Here is a 14,607-nt window from a genome sequence, read left to right on the forward strand (position 1 = left end):
TGTCGGCTGGTCCTCCTGAGGCTGTCGTAGCGGGCACAGTCGGCCACCGGTTCATGCGCCAGGCGCAGAGTGGCCGGGGTGAGAAGGAGCGGTGGGGGCGTCGCGTCCTGGCGGCGGGCGAGGATGTTGATGATCACAGGGGCCGAGTGAACGCCCTGGTCGATCGCCTCGCGGCAGGCGGCTTCGACGGCCGCCAATCCATCTGCGGCGACATGGCTGAGGATCTGCACCATCTGTCGGTCGCCATCGCTGACCGCCTTCAGCTTGCGGCGCACGGCGTTCATCGCCGCCGGCAGCACCCAGTCGCGGAAGGGTGCGCCGTTGCGCAGCGCCCCCGGTTTGCGCGCCAGAACAGGCACATAGTGCCAGGGGTCATAGACAGTCTGGCCGCGCCCGAAGACCCGAGCATGCTCGCCAACGATCACACCGTCCTGCCGGATGACAATGCGCTCGGCATAGGCGCGGACCTCGACAGGGCGTCCGACAGCCGTCGAGAGCACCGAGTATTTATTGTTGTCGAACCTGACAGTGCAGGTCTTCGAGACGGAGGCCGACACGCTGTGGAAGCCGTCGAACGGTCCGGCATAGCGCACGAGATGAGGCCGTTCGGCTTCGAACATCTCCCAGATCGTCCGATCGGTCTCGTCCGGATGCCGGTGGGCCTTGGCATAGCTGACGCATTTGTCGAGCAGCCAGGCGTTGAGCTCATCAAGGCTCCGAACCTTGAGGCGCGGGGTGAAGAAGCGCTCCCGGACAAGGCCGACCTGGTTCTCGACCTGGCCCTTCTCCCAGCCCGAGGCCGGGGTGCAGGCGACGGGATCGACCAGGTAGTGGCCGCACATCTGCAGGAAGCGGCGATTGTATTGCCGCTCCTTGCCGATGAAGACCGTCTCCACCGCCGTCTTCGTTCGGCCTGGCCTCGGACCCATGGCGGCCAAGCCTCACTGTCGTAGATGCCGCGCGTGCAGGCGCCGTGGAAGAAGGCGAAGGCCCGGTCATGCGCATCGAACACCATCTCCTGGCTCTCGCGCATGTAGGCCCGCACGAACATCATTCGGCTGTGGCAGAGCCGGACATGCGCCACCTTCACAGTGATTGTCACGCCGTCAATCCGCACGACCTCGTGGCTCCAGTCGAACTGGTAAGCCTCGCCCGGCGCATAATAGAGCGGCACATAGGCCTCGGCCGCCACCGCCCCGCGGGTCTTCGACCAGCTCCGGGCATAGCGGCGAACCGCGTCGTAGCCGCCCTCATAGCCGCCCTCCCGGAGTTCTTCGAAAACCCGGATCAGGGTCAGCCGCTCCCGTGAGGGCTTCCCTTCGTTCGTCAGCAGCATCTGCTCAAGCAGATCCTGCCACGGCCCGATCCGCCGCATCGGCTGCCGCTCTCGCTCGTAGCTGAAATCCGTCTCGTCCGACCGCAGGATCTTGCGCACCGTGTTGCGCGAGACATGCAGCTCCCGAACGATCTTCTTCACCGACCAGCCCTGCACGAAGAAGGCCCGGCGAACCCGCCCGATCGTATCCACCCGCTTCAACTCCCCCTCCGTCCGCTGCCTCGCAACGGACGGTCCGACGAAACCCGAGGGGGGTCAAAATTGAACGCCGATCACCCCGCCAAGGGGGTCAATTTTGCACGCCTAATCACACAGCGCATTCGTCAGCATCGTCCGCTGGCGCACCAGAAGCTCGCGGGCCTAGTGCAGCATAATATCGCCTGCTGGTCCTCGGTCTTCACCGCCACGAACAGCATCGTCGGTCGCATAGCCGCCTCGCAGATGGCCGCGGCATCGGACGCATCTGTCTTTCCACGCTTCACATAGGGTTTGACGCAAGCTGGCGGCATCATCTTGACCTCATGGCCGAGCCGACCGATCTCCCGCGCCCAGTAATGCGAGGAAGCGCAGGCTTCGATGTCGACGAGGCACGGGGACAGCGAGCTGAAGAGCTTCAACACTTCCGCGGGTCGTAGCCTGCGACGCAGGACAACCCGCCCACCGCCATCCACTCCGTGAACCTGGAAGACGTTCTTCGCGGGATCGAGACCGACAGTCACGACATCTGACATGGTGGCACCTCCCTATATTGTTGCCCCGATCATACCACGCCGCCTACCGGCGCCGCGGCTGGGACAGGGACCGTCCACCACATCAAAATTGCATGCCGAAACACACGCGTTTCTCCTGCGTCTCCTTCCACCGCACTGCTAGGATGCGGACGGCACGGATGTCAAAGAGGCGTTTGCTTTATCCGTCTCGGGGGGAGAGCGTCGGGCGCGCCAGCTATAAGAAGCAACAGACCAGCGCTGCTCCGATCCAGCATGTCGCGAGAAGGCCGACGAGCCAGCGGTCGGCCCATAGGTTGAAACGCGCGTGCCGACGCTTCCGCGTCAGCCAGGTTTCATCGGCGCTGGCTCTGGATGCTTTGCGGCGTTCCGCGCGGGTGGCGCTGCTCTGCGCCGTGGCGGTGTCCAGCAGCGCCTGCACATCGGAGCTTGGGCCCCTGATGGCATCGCTGGGTGGGGTCTGGTCGATCATCACGCTCCCCCTCGGCGCCTGTAGGTGTTGCCTTCTGTCTGCAGCGGCTAGGCGTGCTTCCCTCAACATCACCCATGCGGGGCGGTTGCCCTCATCCCGTTCAAGCCGCGGGGCGGTGAGCCGGGACGCCTGACGAGACGGAAGCTACCCGCGCTTCTGTGAAAGCGGCGACGGTGGGGAATGTTCCATGAGGAGAAGGTAGCGCCGTTGCCGAGGGAGCCCAAGCACCCGAATTGAATGCTGTGCCACATCGCGCCGGCTTGGTCCGGTCAGACCCCTGCCTCAGGCACCTCCCTCGCATCTTGCGACGTCGCGGCCGACCATTCCTTCATCCTTGGAGAGATGCTCGGCCGGATCGCCTCTGCCCCGTTCCGAGGCGCCCCACAGTGCTGTCGGATGGGCGATTTGAGCGGTTTGTTGCCGCCAAAGCACACAGGCGGGTGGCGCATGTTGTCCGATGCGGCCATGCTACTGCCCTTGTTCAAAAGGAGAAACCTAGAAGGAAGAAGTGCAACCTAGGCGCGAAATGGCCTAGCGGTATACTACCATAGGTAGATTTTTCTTGAGATCCGAGGGAACCAAAGTATAGATGGGTCTTCACTGGCTCCTGACTGCTTTTAATAGCGGGGGGCTCCTTGTTCCAAGACGATCCGAGGCTCCTTCTTCAGGTCCAATTCCCACCCCAACCGATGAAGTCCGTGCTCAAAAGCCTTATGGCTGCTGAGTTGGATCCGCATCTCGCCAGGTAATAAGGCATGTCAAACGGCAAGCTGACTCGAAAACGATGACTCAAGACGCATCTTTGTAGAAGGCAATACCCAATGCCCTTGCCCAGAGTTTTTATCTCCACCAATCTTAAGATTGCTTCCGTGGAGAAGGATGATGCTCAGTCGCTGATCCCCGCTTTGTTGTGCCAGGACAAGATGGACATGGTCGGAATATCCGTCACTGCCTCGAAGCGGGGTATTGAGGATGGTCGGGGTGGTGATGTCAGAAGGATCATCGCCCACGAGAGCTACCAGTCAAAGCATCAGGCGAAAAGTGACAAGCTCAAGGACGCAGGCGAATTGCGCGATAATTCGTGGCGGGGCGCAACGTCAGTGGCGCTTGAAGCGGGATACTTAAAAGCGACCGACGCCTCCCAGGCGATCATCGAAGAAGCACGCGGCGCCGCCGCTGCGAAGCCAGCAGTCTGATTTAGGCACCGACAACGGAGACCCAACCGCCATGCCACTTCCCAGAGTCTTCATATCGACCGACCTCAGGCTCGCCGCCGAGGAGAAGGACGACTCCCAGTCGCTCATCCATGCACTGCTCTACCAGGACAAGATGAACATCGTCGGCATCGCCGCCACCCCGTCCAAGTGGAACGCCCAGGACGGCCTCGTGGGCGACATCGACCGCATCATCGACACCTATGGCCTCGATTACGCCAAGCTCGCGGCGCACAGCGGCGACTTCAAGACCGCCGAGCAGCTGAAGGCCGTCAGCTGGCAAGGCGCGCTCGACACCGCGCCGGGGCAGGGCTGGTCGAACCCCACCGACTCCTCCCGCGCAATCATCGCCGAGGCCAAGAAGGCTGCGGCCGCCGGCGAGAAGCTCAACGTGCTGACCTGGGGCGGCGAGACCGACCTCGCGCAGGCCCTCCACGACGACCCGTCCATCGCGCCGCACATCCGCTTCTTCAGCATCGACGACCAGGACGAGGCTGCCTACGCCTACATCAAGGCGAACTTCAAGGGCGCCTTCGACATGTGGGTGGACAACCTGTCGACCTTCAAGGGCACCCACGCCAGCCCGGCCGGGGGCGAGTGGACGCAGGACATCATCAAGGGCTGGCATGAGGTGAACGCGCGCGGCCACGGCGCGCTCGGGGACTTCTTCTCGGAGTTGTCGGGCGACATCTTCAACGTCTCGGGCGTGAAGATGGGCGACAGCCCCACGGTGTTCCGCTTCCTCAGCGGCGATCAGAACGACCCCACAAAGGAAAGCTGGGGCGGCGAGTTCGTCCAGCAGCCCTCGGGCGGCCCGGGGCGCTACTACACCGACAACCCCGACGACGCGCTCGACTTCAACCGGCCCGACACCGACGGCGCCATGACGGTCTACGAGGACCGCTCGGCCTGGCTGGCGGACTTCGCCACGCGCCTGGACTGGCTGAAAGGCGACGCGCCCACGCCGACCCCCACGCCCACCACCACGCCGACGCCCACACCGACGCCCACACCGACGCCCACACCGACGCCGACGCCCATACCGCCGGCAGCCGGCAACCTCCTGAGGGATGGGTCTTTCGAGGGGCCCTCCGTCGCGACCGGTAAATGGGCCGAGCTCGGCTCGACCGCCGGCTGGACGGCCATCGCGGGCGGGCGCATGGAGGTGTGGGACGCCCACCGCGGCGTGACGGCCACGGACGGCTCGCAGTTCGCCGAGCTCGACTTCCACGGCGCGCGCGACGGCTTTTTCCAGGACGTCAACGCCGCCACGGGCCAAGCGCACACGCTGAGCTTCGACCTGCGCGCGCGCCCCGGCGCGCCCGTCTCGAGCCAGGGCGTCGAGGTGGTGTGGAATGACCGGGTCGTGGCCACGGCCACGCCCGGGACGGACTGGGGCACGTTCACGACCACCGTCACCGGCGCGGCCGGCACGGACCGGCTCATCATCCGCGAGGTGGCCTCCCAAGGCGGCGACGGCCTGGGCGCCCTCTTGGACGACTTCGTGCTCGTCCGGTCCGGAGCCCCGACGACGGGCGGCACGGCCCCGGACAAGGGCGAGGCGCCCGGGCCCACGCCCACGCCCCCCCCGCCGGCAGCCGGCAACCTCCTGAAGGACGCGTCCTTCGAGGGGCCCTCCGTCGCGACCGGTAAATGGGCCGAGCTCGGCTCGACCGCCGGCTGGACGGCCATCGCGGGCGGGCGCATGGAGGTGTGGGACGCCCACCGCGGCGTGACGGCCACGAACGGCTCGCAGTTCGCCGAGCTCGACTTCCACGGCGCGCGCGACGGTTTCTTCCAGGACGTCGACGCCGCCACGGGCCAGGGCCATACGCTGAGCTTCGACCTGCGCGCGCGGCCCGGCGCGCCCGTCTCGAGCCAGGGCGTCGAGGTGGTGTGGAACGACCGGGTCGTGGCCACGGCCACGCCGGGGACGGACTGGGGCACGTTCACGACCACCGTCACCGGCGCGGCCGGCACCGACCGGCTCGTCATCCGCGAGGTGGCCTCTCAGGGCGGCGACGGCCTGGGCGCCCTCATCGACGACTTCGTGCTCGTCCGGTCCGGGGCCCCGACGACGGGCGGCACGGCCCCCGACACCGTGTCGGTCCGGGTCAGCGGCGACGCGTGGGAGGGCGACCCCGCGTTCGCGCTCCTCGTCAACGGCGTGACGGTTGCCCCGTCCACGATCGTCACGGCGGACCGCGCGGCGGGGGAGTGGCAGACGCTCACCTTTACGGGCGACTGGGACCTCGACGGCAGCGACCAGGTCAGCGTCAGGTTCCTTGAGGACCGTTACGCAGGGCCCGGCCGCGACCGCAACCTGTACGTGGACGAGGTCAGGCTGAACGGCGAGGTCAACGGCGCGGACAGGACGTTCCTTCAGGCTGGAACCGAGACTTGGGATCTCTGACGGGCCGGGCACGGGCGACGGTCGGGGGGGGGGGGCGGTTCACGCCTTCTCCTTGGGCCGGATCGGGCAGACTCAACGACCGTTGCACAGGGTCCGCAGTTAGCGGGCCCTTATCCGGTCAGCGCACCCGCCAAGCCCGCCGGGCCGCCTTAATGGCTGCGAAGTTTGTCCAGCGCATGACCGTCGTCTTCCTAGACCATCGCAATGCGATTTGCATTTCGTGGCGCAGCTTCTTGTCCAGCGCGGCCATCGGCTCGTCGAGCAGCAGGATCTCGGGCTTGGTGACGACGGCACGGGCCAGCGCGACCCTCTGCTGCTGGCCACCCGACAACTCCTAGGTCCGGCGCGCGGCGAAGCCAGAGAGCCACACCATGGCGAGCGCCTCATCGACCGCTGCGGCGACCTCGGCACTGGGCGGTTTCGGGCGCCACTGGTTCGGCCCGTAGCCGACGTTCTGTCCCGCGGACGATGCGCGAACAGGGCGTATTGCTGGAACACCGCGTTCACCGGACGCTGCCAGGCTGGCAGGGCCGTCGCCTCACGACCGCCGTGACCACGCCGTAGCGCTTGGTGACGTTTCTGAGTTCGGCAATCGGTTGACTCTGCATGCGCTGCCCGACCTAGAGGGAACTGCGGGGACAAGCGTGCGTTGCTCAACTGTCGGGTGGCAAAGGGCCCTTTCCACACGATGGGCCGTGCGGCTTTCCACTGGCCCGGAGAGCAGCAATTCGGCCGTCCGAAGATGTGGGCGCTCCGAAAGTGAAGCGCCATGCCTGTCCTTCTTTGGCTTGTCGGATTGCCTGGCGTCCTGATCGTCTTGCGTTGGCTGCTCGGCGTGTTCTGAAGCTCCGTCCGGGTCGAGTCAGGCTCTCCCACGCTTGCATACCTTCCCGAAACCGCAACAGAGTGACCGGACCGAAGATGACACAGCAAGATCTCCAATGGGCCGGCCCGGTGATGCGCGTCGGGTACATCGGTCGCGGCCTGATCTACGTCGTGATAGCGATCCTGGCTTCATTCGCCATCTGGAGGGGCGGCACCCCCGAGGGCACGACCGCTGCACTCGAGGCCATCGAGACGGAGCCGTGGGGCGTTGCCCTTCTTCTGCTGATCGCCCTGGGCCTCTTTTCCTATGCTGTCTGGCGGGGCGTGGCGGCTGTGTGGGATCTTGAAGACTACGGATCAGACGGAAAAGGCATGGTCTCCCGGGCGGGTCAGATCGTCACTGCCGTGATCCATGTCGGGTTGGCATTTGCTGCGATCATCGTCCTCATCGGATCCGGCAGCGGAGAGGGTTCTTCGATCGCCAAGGGGACAGCGTGGTTGATGTCCATGCCTTTCGGGCGAATTCTTGTCGGACTGGTAGGCGCCATCCAGATCGGAGCGGGTGGCTACTACATCCACAAGGGCCTGACACACAAATACATGCAGGAACTCCGGGCAACCAGCGCCACACTCCGCCTTCAGCCGGTGCTGACCGCGGGTATTGTTGCGCAAGGTGTGGTCATTGCTGTGATCGGCTTCCTCTTCATTCTGGCGGCATGGCGATCAAATCCCGATGAGGCTGGCGGTCTCGGCGCAGCCTTCGATTGGCTGAGGGAGCAAATGTTCGGGACGTGGCTCGTCTCGGCACTGGCGGCCGGACTTCTGGCCTTCGCGCTCTTCTGCTTTGTAAATGCAGCTTACCGGATCATCCCCAAGCTCCGCGACGACACCATAGAGACACTCGGGCAGAGGGTCATGTCGGGTGCCAGAAGCGCTGCTCGAACCATGCGATAGCCTGTGCTGGAGGCACAGGCCAGGCGCAGGGGCAGCGGGCCTGACAGCCCCATTGCCCGCGGCAGATCACCACACCTCAGCAGACTTGCTCGACTGGCACATCAGCGACCAAGGGCTCTGGGTTCGAGATATCCTCAGGTTGTCGTGGTCGTGTGCGGTTGACCCAGTCAAGCCATCGCGTTAGGCACGCATTTGGATCATCGGTTGGGGTTCGGCGCCGGTGCTATCCTTTGGGCGGCTTGAAGCACCCGTTGATGGTCGCGGCTGGCAAGGGCAGCGCGCAACCTCGTACGGTGGGTGCGGCTGACCGGCAGTTCCAGACCTGTATCCAGACGGCAGATGACACGGTTTCCATCGCTTTCGAGCATCGCAACATGCGCCAGCGCAATCCAGTGCGAGCGGTGGATCGCTTGCCCCGGGATCACTTCAAGCGCTTCGACGGCACGGCCGAAGGACATCAAGATCAGGGCCTCTCCGGTCCGCGTGTAGACCCGCAGATAGTGCAGTTCGGCCGAGATTGCGACGATGTCGGTCCCGATGCGCCGGGGTAGACGCGACAGCAGGTCGAGTAACAGCCTGCTTGCCTCGGACGGAGCGTCTGCTGCATCGGGTGGCGTGGACGCGACCTCGGCCGGCGGTGGCTTCACCGTCTCATCCGCATCCTTCTGCTGCGCGATCATGATCAGACGCGGGCTGTTCAGAAGCACCCAGAATAAAACGGACACTGCGCCGCTGTCACGCAGTTCGTCCATCAAACCGCGAATGGAGATCGGCTCACGGTCCAGCAGATCGCCGATCAGGAAGGCAATCCTGTCCAGCAGGAGAAGATTGAAGATCGAAAACAGGATGGCGCCGACCACGCCAACCACTGTGACCAAAAAGACAGGAGGCAAGCGCCCGAACATGGCAATGCGGCCGAGGGCGATCTGAGTCAGCTCATACAAGATCAAAGCCGAAGCAACATGGGCAAGCCAGAATACGAACCGCGCAGGCGGGCCAAGCCCGCTCGACGCCGAAGGTTCGCTCAGGGCGAGACCGAAGGATAGAATGGTGCCTGCGGTAACCAGGTAACCCGACCAGGAGTGACGCGGATCCACGTGCACCGCGAGGTCACCAAGCAACGGAAAGCGTGATCTGCTGGACAAGGTGACCTACTGGTAATCTGCGCCTCCCGAAAGCTAGCTGACCACCTGTCGGTTTCAAACCACCAAATCGGCCGTTCATGCAGCCACGATGTCCGTTCGTGCAGATCGGCTGGCTCCGGGCCAGTGCGTGCAGCACCAGTGCGAAAGGTCGCAGGACCACACCCACACATTTGCCTTGGTGCCCTGAACGATGATGCAGACCAACCCCCTGCGTTCTGCCTTGCTGGGAGCCGCTTGGCCATTGCGCCGGGTGGCGAGGAGCGTGGACGCCACGATCGCCACCCTTCTTGCCCGGCCGGTTCCAGCGCCAGTCTTGGACAACCGGCGGATGGGAGGGGCACTTCCTGTCGCTCTCCCCTTGGCTGCGCCCGAATCCACCGCTGCACGCGAGACCGTCGTCGAGCGATGCGGTCGATCCGAAGTGTCGCAAGCTTGGGCAAGGGGCCGGATCAAGGCTCTCGGGCTCGTCACATACCGCGAGAAACGGGATGCTTGAGGCAAACGGTGCCGCAGCTGCCGAGGCCGGTCTTGGCCTCCCCGTCTCCAGCACCGACCGTAGTGCAGCCCGGATCCTTGGGTGCATACTCTTCAGCTTCGCAGTCTTCGCGATCTTGCCGGAGATCGACCTTCGCGTCTCAGAAGCCTTCCATGATCCGACAAGCGGGTTCGCAATCGAAGGCAATCCGACTACCGAAGCACTCCGCATGGCCATCTGGAACGCCGCCATCCTGCTTTGCATCACGGCCGCATTCGGCACTTTTACCGGAATAATTGGTCGTGCGTTTATTCTGCCGCCCCGCGCCTGGGGCTTTATCCTGACGCTCTACATCCTTGGCCCGGGCTTTATGGTCGACATGATCACGAAGCCGCTCTGGGGCCGGGCAAGACCCGCGCAAGTTGCCGAATTCGGCGGACCCCTCGACTTCAGCCCACCGAACGAACTGGTCGACGTCTGCGCGCGCAACTGCTCGTTCGTATCGGGAGAAGTCTCGGGTGCCACTGCGACGGCGGTGGCACTCATGCTCCTACACTTCTACCTCAAGCACCGGGTCCACAAGAGTGTGTCGATCCTCCTGATGGCTGCCGCCTGGTGCTTACCGCCGGCCGTCGCGTTGCAGCGCGTTGCCGCCGGTCGGCATTTCCTGTCAGATACCGTCTTTGCGGTGCTCTTCACCCTGCTTCTCGCCTTGGCGCTGTCCGTGCTGTTTCGACCCTTGCCGCGCGAAATGCACTGGGCGCGACGGAAGCTGTCCGCGGCACGGCCGTAGAGCCTGTGCATCCCGCCGGAGGTCACATGGATGATCATGCCCGCAGGGCAGGGCACCGCGTTGCCAGGCAATCGGGTCGGTGTCATGGCCCTCGTCCACCCTGGTCGCGCTGAACGCATGTGCGGTGCACCACTCCTTCGCTGGAGAACGGTATCGGAAAAATGCTGCTCACTTCACTGCCGACGCTGCGATGAACTGCTCCACGGTCGGGGTCACACGTTCGAACTGGTCGAGCTGACGGGAATAGAGGTGGCCACCCAGACGTCCTACGGCGTCGATGCCGATCTGGTCGACATACAGCGTCTCACGATCCACCAACGTCTCGCGCACGAACATGCGCTTGACCTCGCCCAGCACGATGACGCGGGCGGGCGTGATGGGGACGGTCTGCACAAGGCGACACTCGAAGGCGGCAGGTGCGGCGAGGATGCGGGGGCTGCGCACGGTTTCGCCAGGGGTGGTGTCCAATCCTGCGATGGACAGCTCGTCCACATCCGCCGGGAACTTGATCGAGCAGATCTCCATCTGGTCCACCAGCGCGTAGTCGGAGATGTGTACGGTGAATTCGCCGGTGGCGAGGATATTCGCTGCCGTGTCCTTCGGGGTGCCGTCGGGCTTGTATTCGATGCCCACGGCCATGATTGCCGGATCATGGGTCAGTATGTTGAAGAAGCTGAACGATCCGGCATTGGGAATGCCATCTGCCGACATCGTCGTGATCAGCGCGATGGGGCGCGGGATTACGGTGCCGATCAGCAGCTTGTAACGTTCTTTCGGGCTCAGGTCGGCGAAGTCGAAGGAGACGGACGTCATGCGGGCACCCGGTAGGTTTCAAGCGGCGTGTGGCGCGACAGGTTTTCGAACCCGTCGGCGGTGACGACATACATGTCGCCGATGTTGCAACCGGCCGACATCGGCTCCAGCCATTGGGTGTGAAGCACGAACACCATCCCCTCCTCCAACCGGTCATAGTTGTGGGAGGAGATGTTGAAGGCGTTCTGCCCGCCCGCCATGCCGACCGAATGGCCGAGATTGGGGTTATGCGGGCCAAAGGTCGCGGGGTAGATGTGCATCAGGCGGCGGCCCTGTGCCTCGTAATCGGCATCCGGCACATACTGGCGCGGAACCTCTCGCGGTCCGCCATCATCGGCGGTGCTCCAGTTGTAGGGCATGGTCCGCGCCTCGGGGTCTTTCAGCAGACCTGCTCCGATGTAGCTCTCAAAAGCCGCGTTGTTCAGGTCGCGGATCAGGGTGCCGGGGCGGATCAGCTTTTCCGCCGCCTTGATGCCGCGCGTGCAGGCGTCCAGCACCAGCTCCTGCCGGGCGGTCAGGTCGCCAAAGGCAAACATGCGGGCGGTCTGGGCGGTATAGCCCTGATAGGTGACATTGGAGACATAGAGGTTTGCCAGATCACCCTTTCGCATCCGCCGCCCGTAGGGCTTGCCGCAATGGGTGCCCCATTCGTTTGCGCCGATCTGATAGCCATCGCCGGTTTCCCCGCCGCGCGCCATCTGCGCCATCGTGAAGGCGCCGAATATCTCGTAATCCGTCACGCCGGTGCGGGCGACGTGATAAGCGGCTTGCGTGGCAATGCTGATCAACTGGGCGGCCGTGCGGAACAGCGCGATTTCCGCCGGGGTGCGGTTGCGCTGCATCCGGTCGAGGATGCCGTGCTGGTCCGAGAACTTGGCGCCCGGCATCGCGGCGGTCAGCGCAGCGCGGAAGCCGGCGGAGCGTTTGTCTCCGACAAAGCCGATGCTGCCGCGCAGGGCTCCGGCATCGGTCAGCAGCTTTGCCGTGGCTTCTACAGTTTTCTGCCCGGAATCGCCGGGGATGTCGGCATACTCGCGCCCCAACGCCCCGATCTGCAGGATGCGCTCGACGCCCACGGGCTCCCCCCCCGGGGGCAGGATCACCGATTGGGTGAAGAAGGACAGCAGCACCGGCTCAGCCCCTTCGTCCATGGGGATGATCAGCACGCCCTCGCGCATCCAGTCGCACAGATAGCGCAGATAGGCATGGGCGGCGTGAAACCAGCCCACGGTGTCGCAATGCACCACCACGGCATCGAGACCGGCCGCCACCGCTTCGCGCTTCAACTTGCGCATCCGTTCAGCATATTCCGCCACCGGAATCGGCGGCGCGGGGCTGAAATCGAAATCCGGGACGAAATCGCCCAGAAGGCGTTCGATCGTCGCCGGGGCGCCCTGGTGCGCGTTCATGGGAAGTCCTTTCCTTGGGCTTGGGCGTCAGCGGGTGCTGCGCGGCCCAAAGCGTTGAAGCATGATGAGGAGGAGCGCCGCGGCAAGGATCAGCAGGCCGGAAACGGCGGCGACGCGGCCATCGAGGCTTTCCTCCAGCATGGCGAACAGGCGCAGGGGCAGCATGGTCCGCCCCGGCTCGCCCAGAAACAGCGTGACCGACACGTTATCCAGCGACTGCATGAACACGAGGAAGGCCCCGGCCACGATGCCCGGCATGATCCCCGGCAGGCTGATGCGCAGGAAGGTGCGGGCGCGGGATGCGCCAAGGGTAGAAGACGCCTCTTCCAGCGACGGGTTCATCCGCTGCGCAAGACCCAGAACGGTGCGGAACATCAGGGGGGCAAACACCGCACTGTGCCCGATCAGCACCGCCCAGAACGACGGCCCCAGCCCCAGCAAGCTCAGCGCCAGCAGCGCCGACAGGGCGTAGACGAGGCTGGGCAGGACCAAGGGCGCCAGCAGGATCGGCTCCACCGTGCCGACGAAGCGGTGGGGCGCGCGGGCCAGCGCAAAGGCGGCAGGGGCTGTCAGCACGGTGACCACCACCACGGCCAGCGCCGTTTCAAACGAATTGCGTGCGGCGGTGTGAATGGGTTCGGACTGCACCGGGTCCAGCAGCGCCGCATACCAGCGCAGCGAGAACCCCTTGGGCAGGAAGGCGAGCGTCGCCCCATCGTTGAACGACATCAACAGCGCCAGCAGGATCGGTCCGATCATATAGGCCAGCACCGAGAGCCCCCCGCCCCAGACAAAGGCCCAGTACAGTCCGGTAAAGATGCGGCCGCGGAGATCAGCCATGGCCCTGCAACCTTTCGTGGCGGGCCAGCATCGTCAGCCCCAGCATGATGACACCCGTGGAGGCCAACAGCATGATCGAGATTGCCGCCGCCATTGGCCATTGGAACAGCACACCCACCTCGCGGTAGACGAACTGTGGCAGGTAGATCAGGCGCGCGCCGCCGATCACGGTGTGGGTGACGTAGGATGTGGTCGCAGAGGCGAAGACCAGCACCCAGCCTGCCAGCACGGCGGGCACGATCTGCGGAAAGATTGCGCTGAACCACGCGCGCCAGCGGCCAGCGCCCAGGACCTCGGCGGCCTCCAGCGTCTTGCGGTCGGCGCGGTTCAGCACCGAGAATATCGGCAGCAGCAACAGCGGCAGTTCAATCTGCACCAGTGCCATGATCAGCCCCGGTTCGGAAAACAGCAGCGACATGGGTCGTTCGGTCAGCCCAAGCCCCAGCACAGACTGGCTGATCGGGCCGTTGCGGCCCAGGATCACCACCCATGCGAAGGTGCGCACCACATTCGCTGTCAGCATCGGCAGCAGCGTGCAGATCAGAATCAGCCCGCGCAACCGCCGCCCGCCATGCCAGTAGAGCATGACCAAGGGCAGCGACAGCAGGCTGACCCAGAACGTGACCTTCACCCCCAGCAGCAGAGTGTTCAGCAGCACGTCGCGCGCGAAGGGGTCGGACAGGAAGGCTACGAAATTGCCAAAGCCCCAGCCGTCCTCGCCAACCCGCAGGCTGATCCCGAACAGGACCAGCAGCGGCGACAGGAAGAACAGCACCATGAACAGGATCATGGGCCAGGCAAGAAGCGTGTCTTTGCGGATCATCGCGGCCATCCTTGGTGCAGGGTCAGCCGACGATGATACGGTCGAACGTGTCGGTCCAGGCGGCGCGGTGCTTGTTGATCGCCACCCAGTCGATGCGGCCATCCTTTATATCCAGCAATCAGCGGCCCATATCCGCAGGGTCTGCGCCACGGCAGGATTGAGTCTTCAGGCTCGAACCGTGCCCGCTGCTGAACAGGGCAGTTGACTGCGGAAGGGCGGCTCGGCATGCACCGCAGCCGAGCCATTTGGAAGCACATGCAAGCCAGAGTGGCCGAGCGTCGCGCGGAGCAACACGAAGCCCTGCGTCAAGCCGGTGCTGCCCGCGGCCGCACTCCGGCGGCGTTCGAGCATTCGACAGGGTCCCGAG

General features: G+C 64.7%; 10 protein-coding genes and 3 pseudogenes. 4 read left to right on the forward strand and 9 right to left on the reverse strand.

Annotated elements, in window-relative coordinates; genetic code table 11:
• From istA to AC3A5Z_RS06950, 3 genes and pseudogenes are all read right to left on the reverse strand, one after another.
• A pseudogene (gene istA / locus AC3A5Z_RS06940) lies at positions 1-1,537 on the reverse strand (IS21 family transposase); the annotation flags it as partial.
• A 111-nt stretch (positions 1,538-1,648) separates the two neighbouring features.
• A pseudogene (locus AC3A5Z_RS06945) lies at positions 1,649-2,067 on the reverse strand (IS110 family transposase); the annotation flags it as partial.
• A 214-nt stretch (positions 2,068-2,281) separates the two neighbouring features.
• The gene (locus tag AC3A5Z_RS06950; RefSeq protein ID WP_487518655.1) at positions 2,282-2,536 is read right to left on the reverse strand and encodes a hypothetical protein; all 255 of its coding nucleotides are present in this window, start codon (positions 2,534-2,536) and stop codon (positions 2,282-2,284) included.
• A gap of 821 nt (positions 2,537-3,357) precedes the next feature.
• On the opposite strand from AC3A5Z_RS06950, the gene AC3A5Z_RS06955 reads away from it, so the two are divergent.
• Both AC3A5Z_RS06955 and AC3A5Z_RS06960 read left to right on the forward strand, forming a co-directional pair.
• A complete protein-coding gene (locus AC3A5Z_RS06955; protein ID WP_487518656.1) occupies positions 3,358-3,732 on the forward strand; it encodes a nucleoside hydrolase-like domain-containing protein in 375 nt (124 codons plus the stop codon).
• Between the two features lie 31 nt (positions 3,733-3,763).
• Complete coding sequence (locus AC3A5Z_RS06960; protein ID WP_487518657.1) at positions 3,764-6,163, forward strand: nucleoside hydrolase-like domain-containing protein; 2,400 nt, start codon at positions 3,764-3,766, stop codon at positions 6,161-6,163.
• A gap of 199 nt (positions 6,164-6,362) precedes the next feature.
• On the opposite strand, the pseudogene AC3A5Z_RS06965 reads toward AC3A5Z_RS06960, so the two are convergent.
• Positions 6,363-6,771 (reverse strand): annotated as a pseudogene (locus AC3A5Z_RS06965) (ATP-binding cassette domain-containing protein); the annotation flags it as partial.
• 313 nt (positions 6,772-7,084) lie between these two features.
• Between AC3A5Z_RS06965 and AC3A5Z_RS06970 the strand changes: the two are divergent.
• Positions 7,085-7,942: a DUF1206 domain-containing protein gene (locus tag AC3A5Z_RS06970; protein WP_487518658.1), complete on the forward strand. Its 858-nt coding sequence runs from the start codon at positions 7,085-7,087 to the stop codon at positions 7,940-7,942.
• 197 nt (positions 7,943-8,139) lie between these two features.
• Here AC3A5Z_RS06970 and AC3A5Z_RS06975 read toward each other — a convergent pair whose 3' ends face one another.
• Positions 8,140-9,087: a LytTR family DNA-binding domain-containing protein gene (locus AC3A5Z_RS06975; RefSeq protein ID WP_487518659.1), complete on the reverse strand. Its 948-nt coding sequence runs from the start codon at positions 9,085-9,087 to the stop codon at positions 8,140-8,142.
• A gap of 488 nt (positions 9,088-9,575) precedes the next feature.
• Here AC3A5Z_RS06975 and AC3A5Z_RS06980 point away from each other — a divergent pair, with 488 nt between their 5' ends.
• Positions 9,576-10,355, forward strand: a complete 780-nt coding sequence (locus AC3A5Z_RS06980; RefSeq protein WP_487518660.1) for a phosphatase PAP2 family protein — start codon at positions 9,576-9,578, stop codon at positions 10,353-10,355.
• 168 nt (positions 10,356-10,523) lie between these two features.
• Here the strand turns inward: AC3A5Z_RS06980 and AC3A5Z_RS06985 are convergent, their stop codons facing one another.
• The 4 genes from AC3A5Z_RS06985 to AC3A5Z_RS07000 are packed head-to-tail and all read right to left on the reverse strand — an operon-like array spanning position 10,524 to position 14,240.
• A complete protein-coding gene (locus tag AC3A5Z_RS06985) occupies positions 10,524-11,168 on the reverse strand; it encodes a flavin reductase family protein (RefSeq protein WP_487518661.1) in 645 nt (214 codons plus the stop codon).
• On the reverse strand, positions 11,165-12,577 hold the full coding sequence (locus AC3A5Z_RS06990) for a M24 family metallopeptidase (protein ID WP_487518662.1): 1,413 nt from the start codon (positions 12,575-12,577) through the stop codon (positions 11,165-11,167). The genes AC3A5Z_RS06985 and AC3A5Z_RS06990 overlap by 4 nt, the downstream gene beginning before the upstream one ends.
• Before the next feature lie 27 nt (positions 12,578-12,604).
• A complete protein-coding gene (locus AC3A5Z_RS06995) occupies positions 12,605-13,417 on the reverse strand; it encodes an ABC transporter permease (protein WP_487518663.1) in 813 nt (270 codons plus the stop codon).
• Positions 13,410-14,240 carry an ABC transporter permease gene (locus AC3A5Z_RS07000; RefSeq protein WP_487518664.1) on the reverse strand — a complete coding sequence of 277 codons (831 nt, stop codon included), beginning with the start codon at positions 14,238-14,240 and terminating at the stop codon, positions 13,410-13,412. The genes AC3A5Z_RS06995 and AC3A5Z_RS07000 overlap by 8 nt, the downstream gene beginning before the upstream one ends.
• Positions 14,241-14,607 lie beyond the last annotated feature (367 nt).

Source organism: Cereibacter sp. Soil_C_27 (assembly GCF_057657095.1).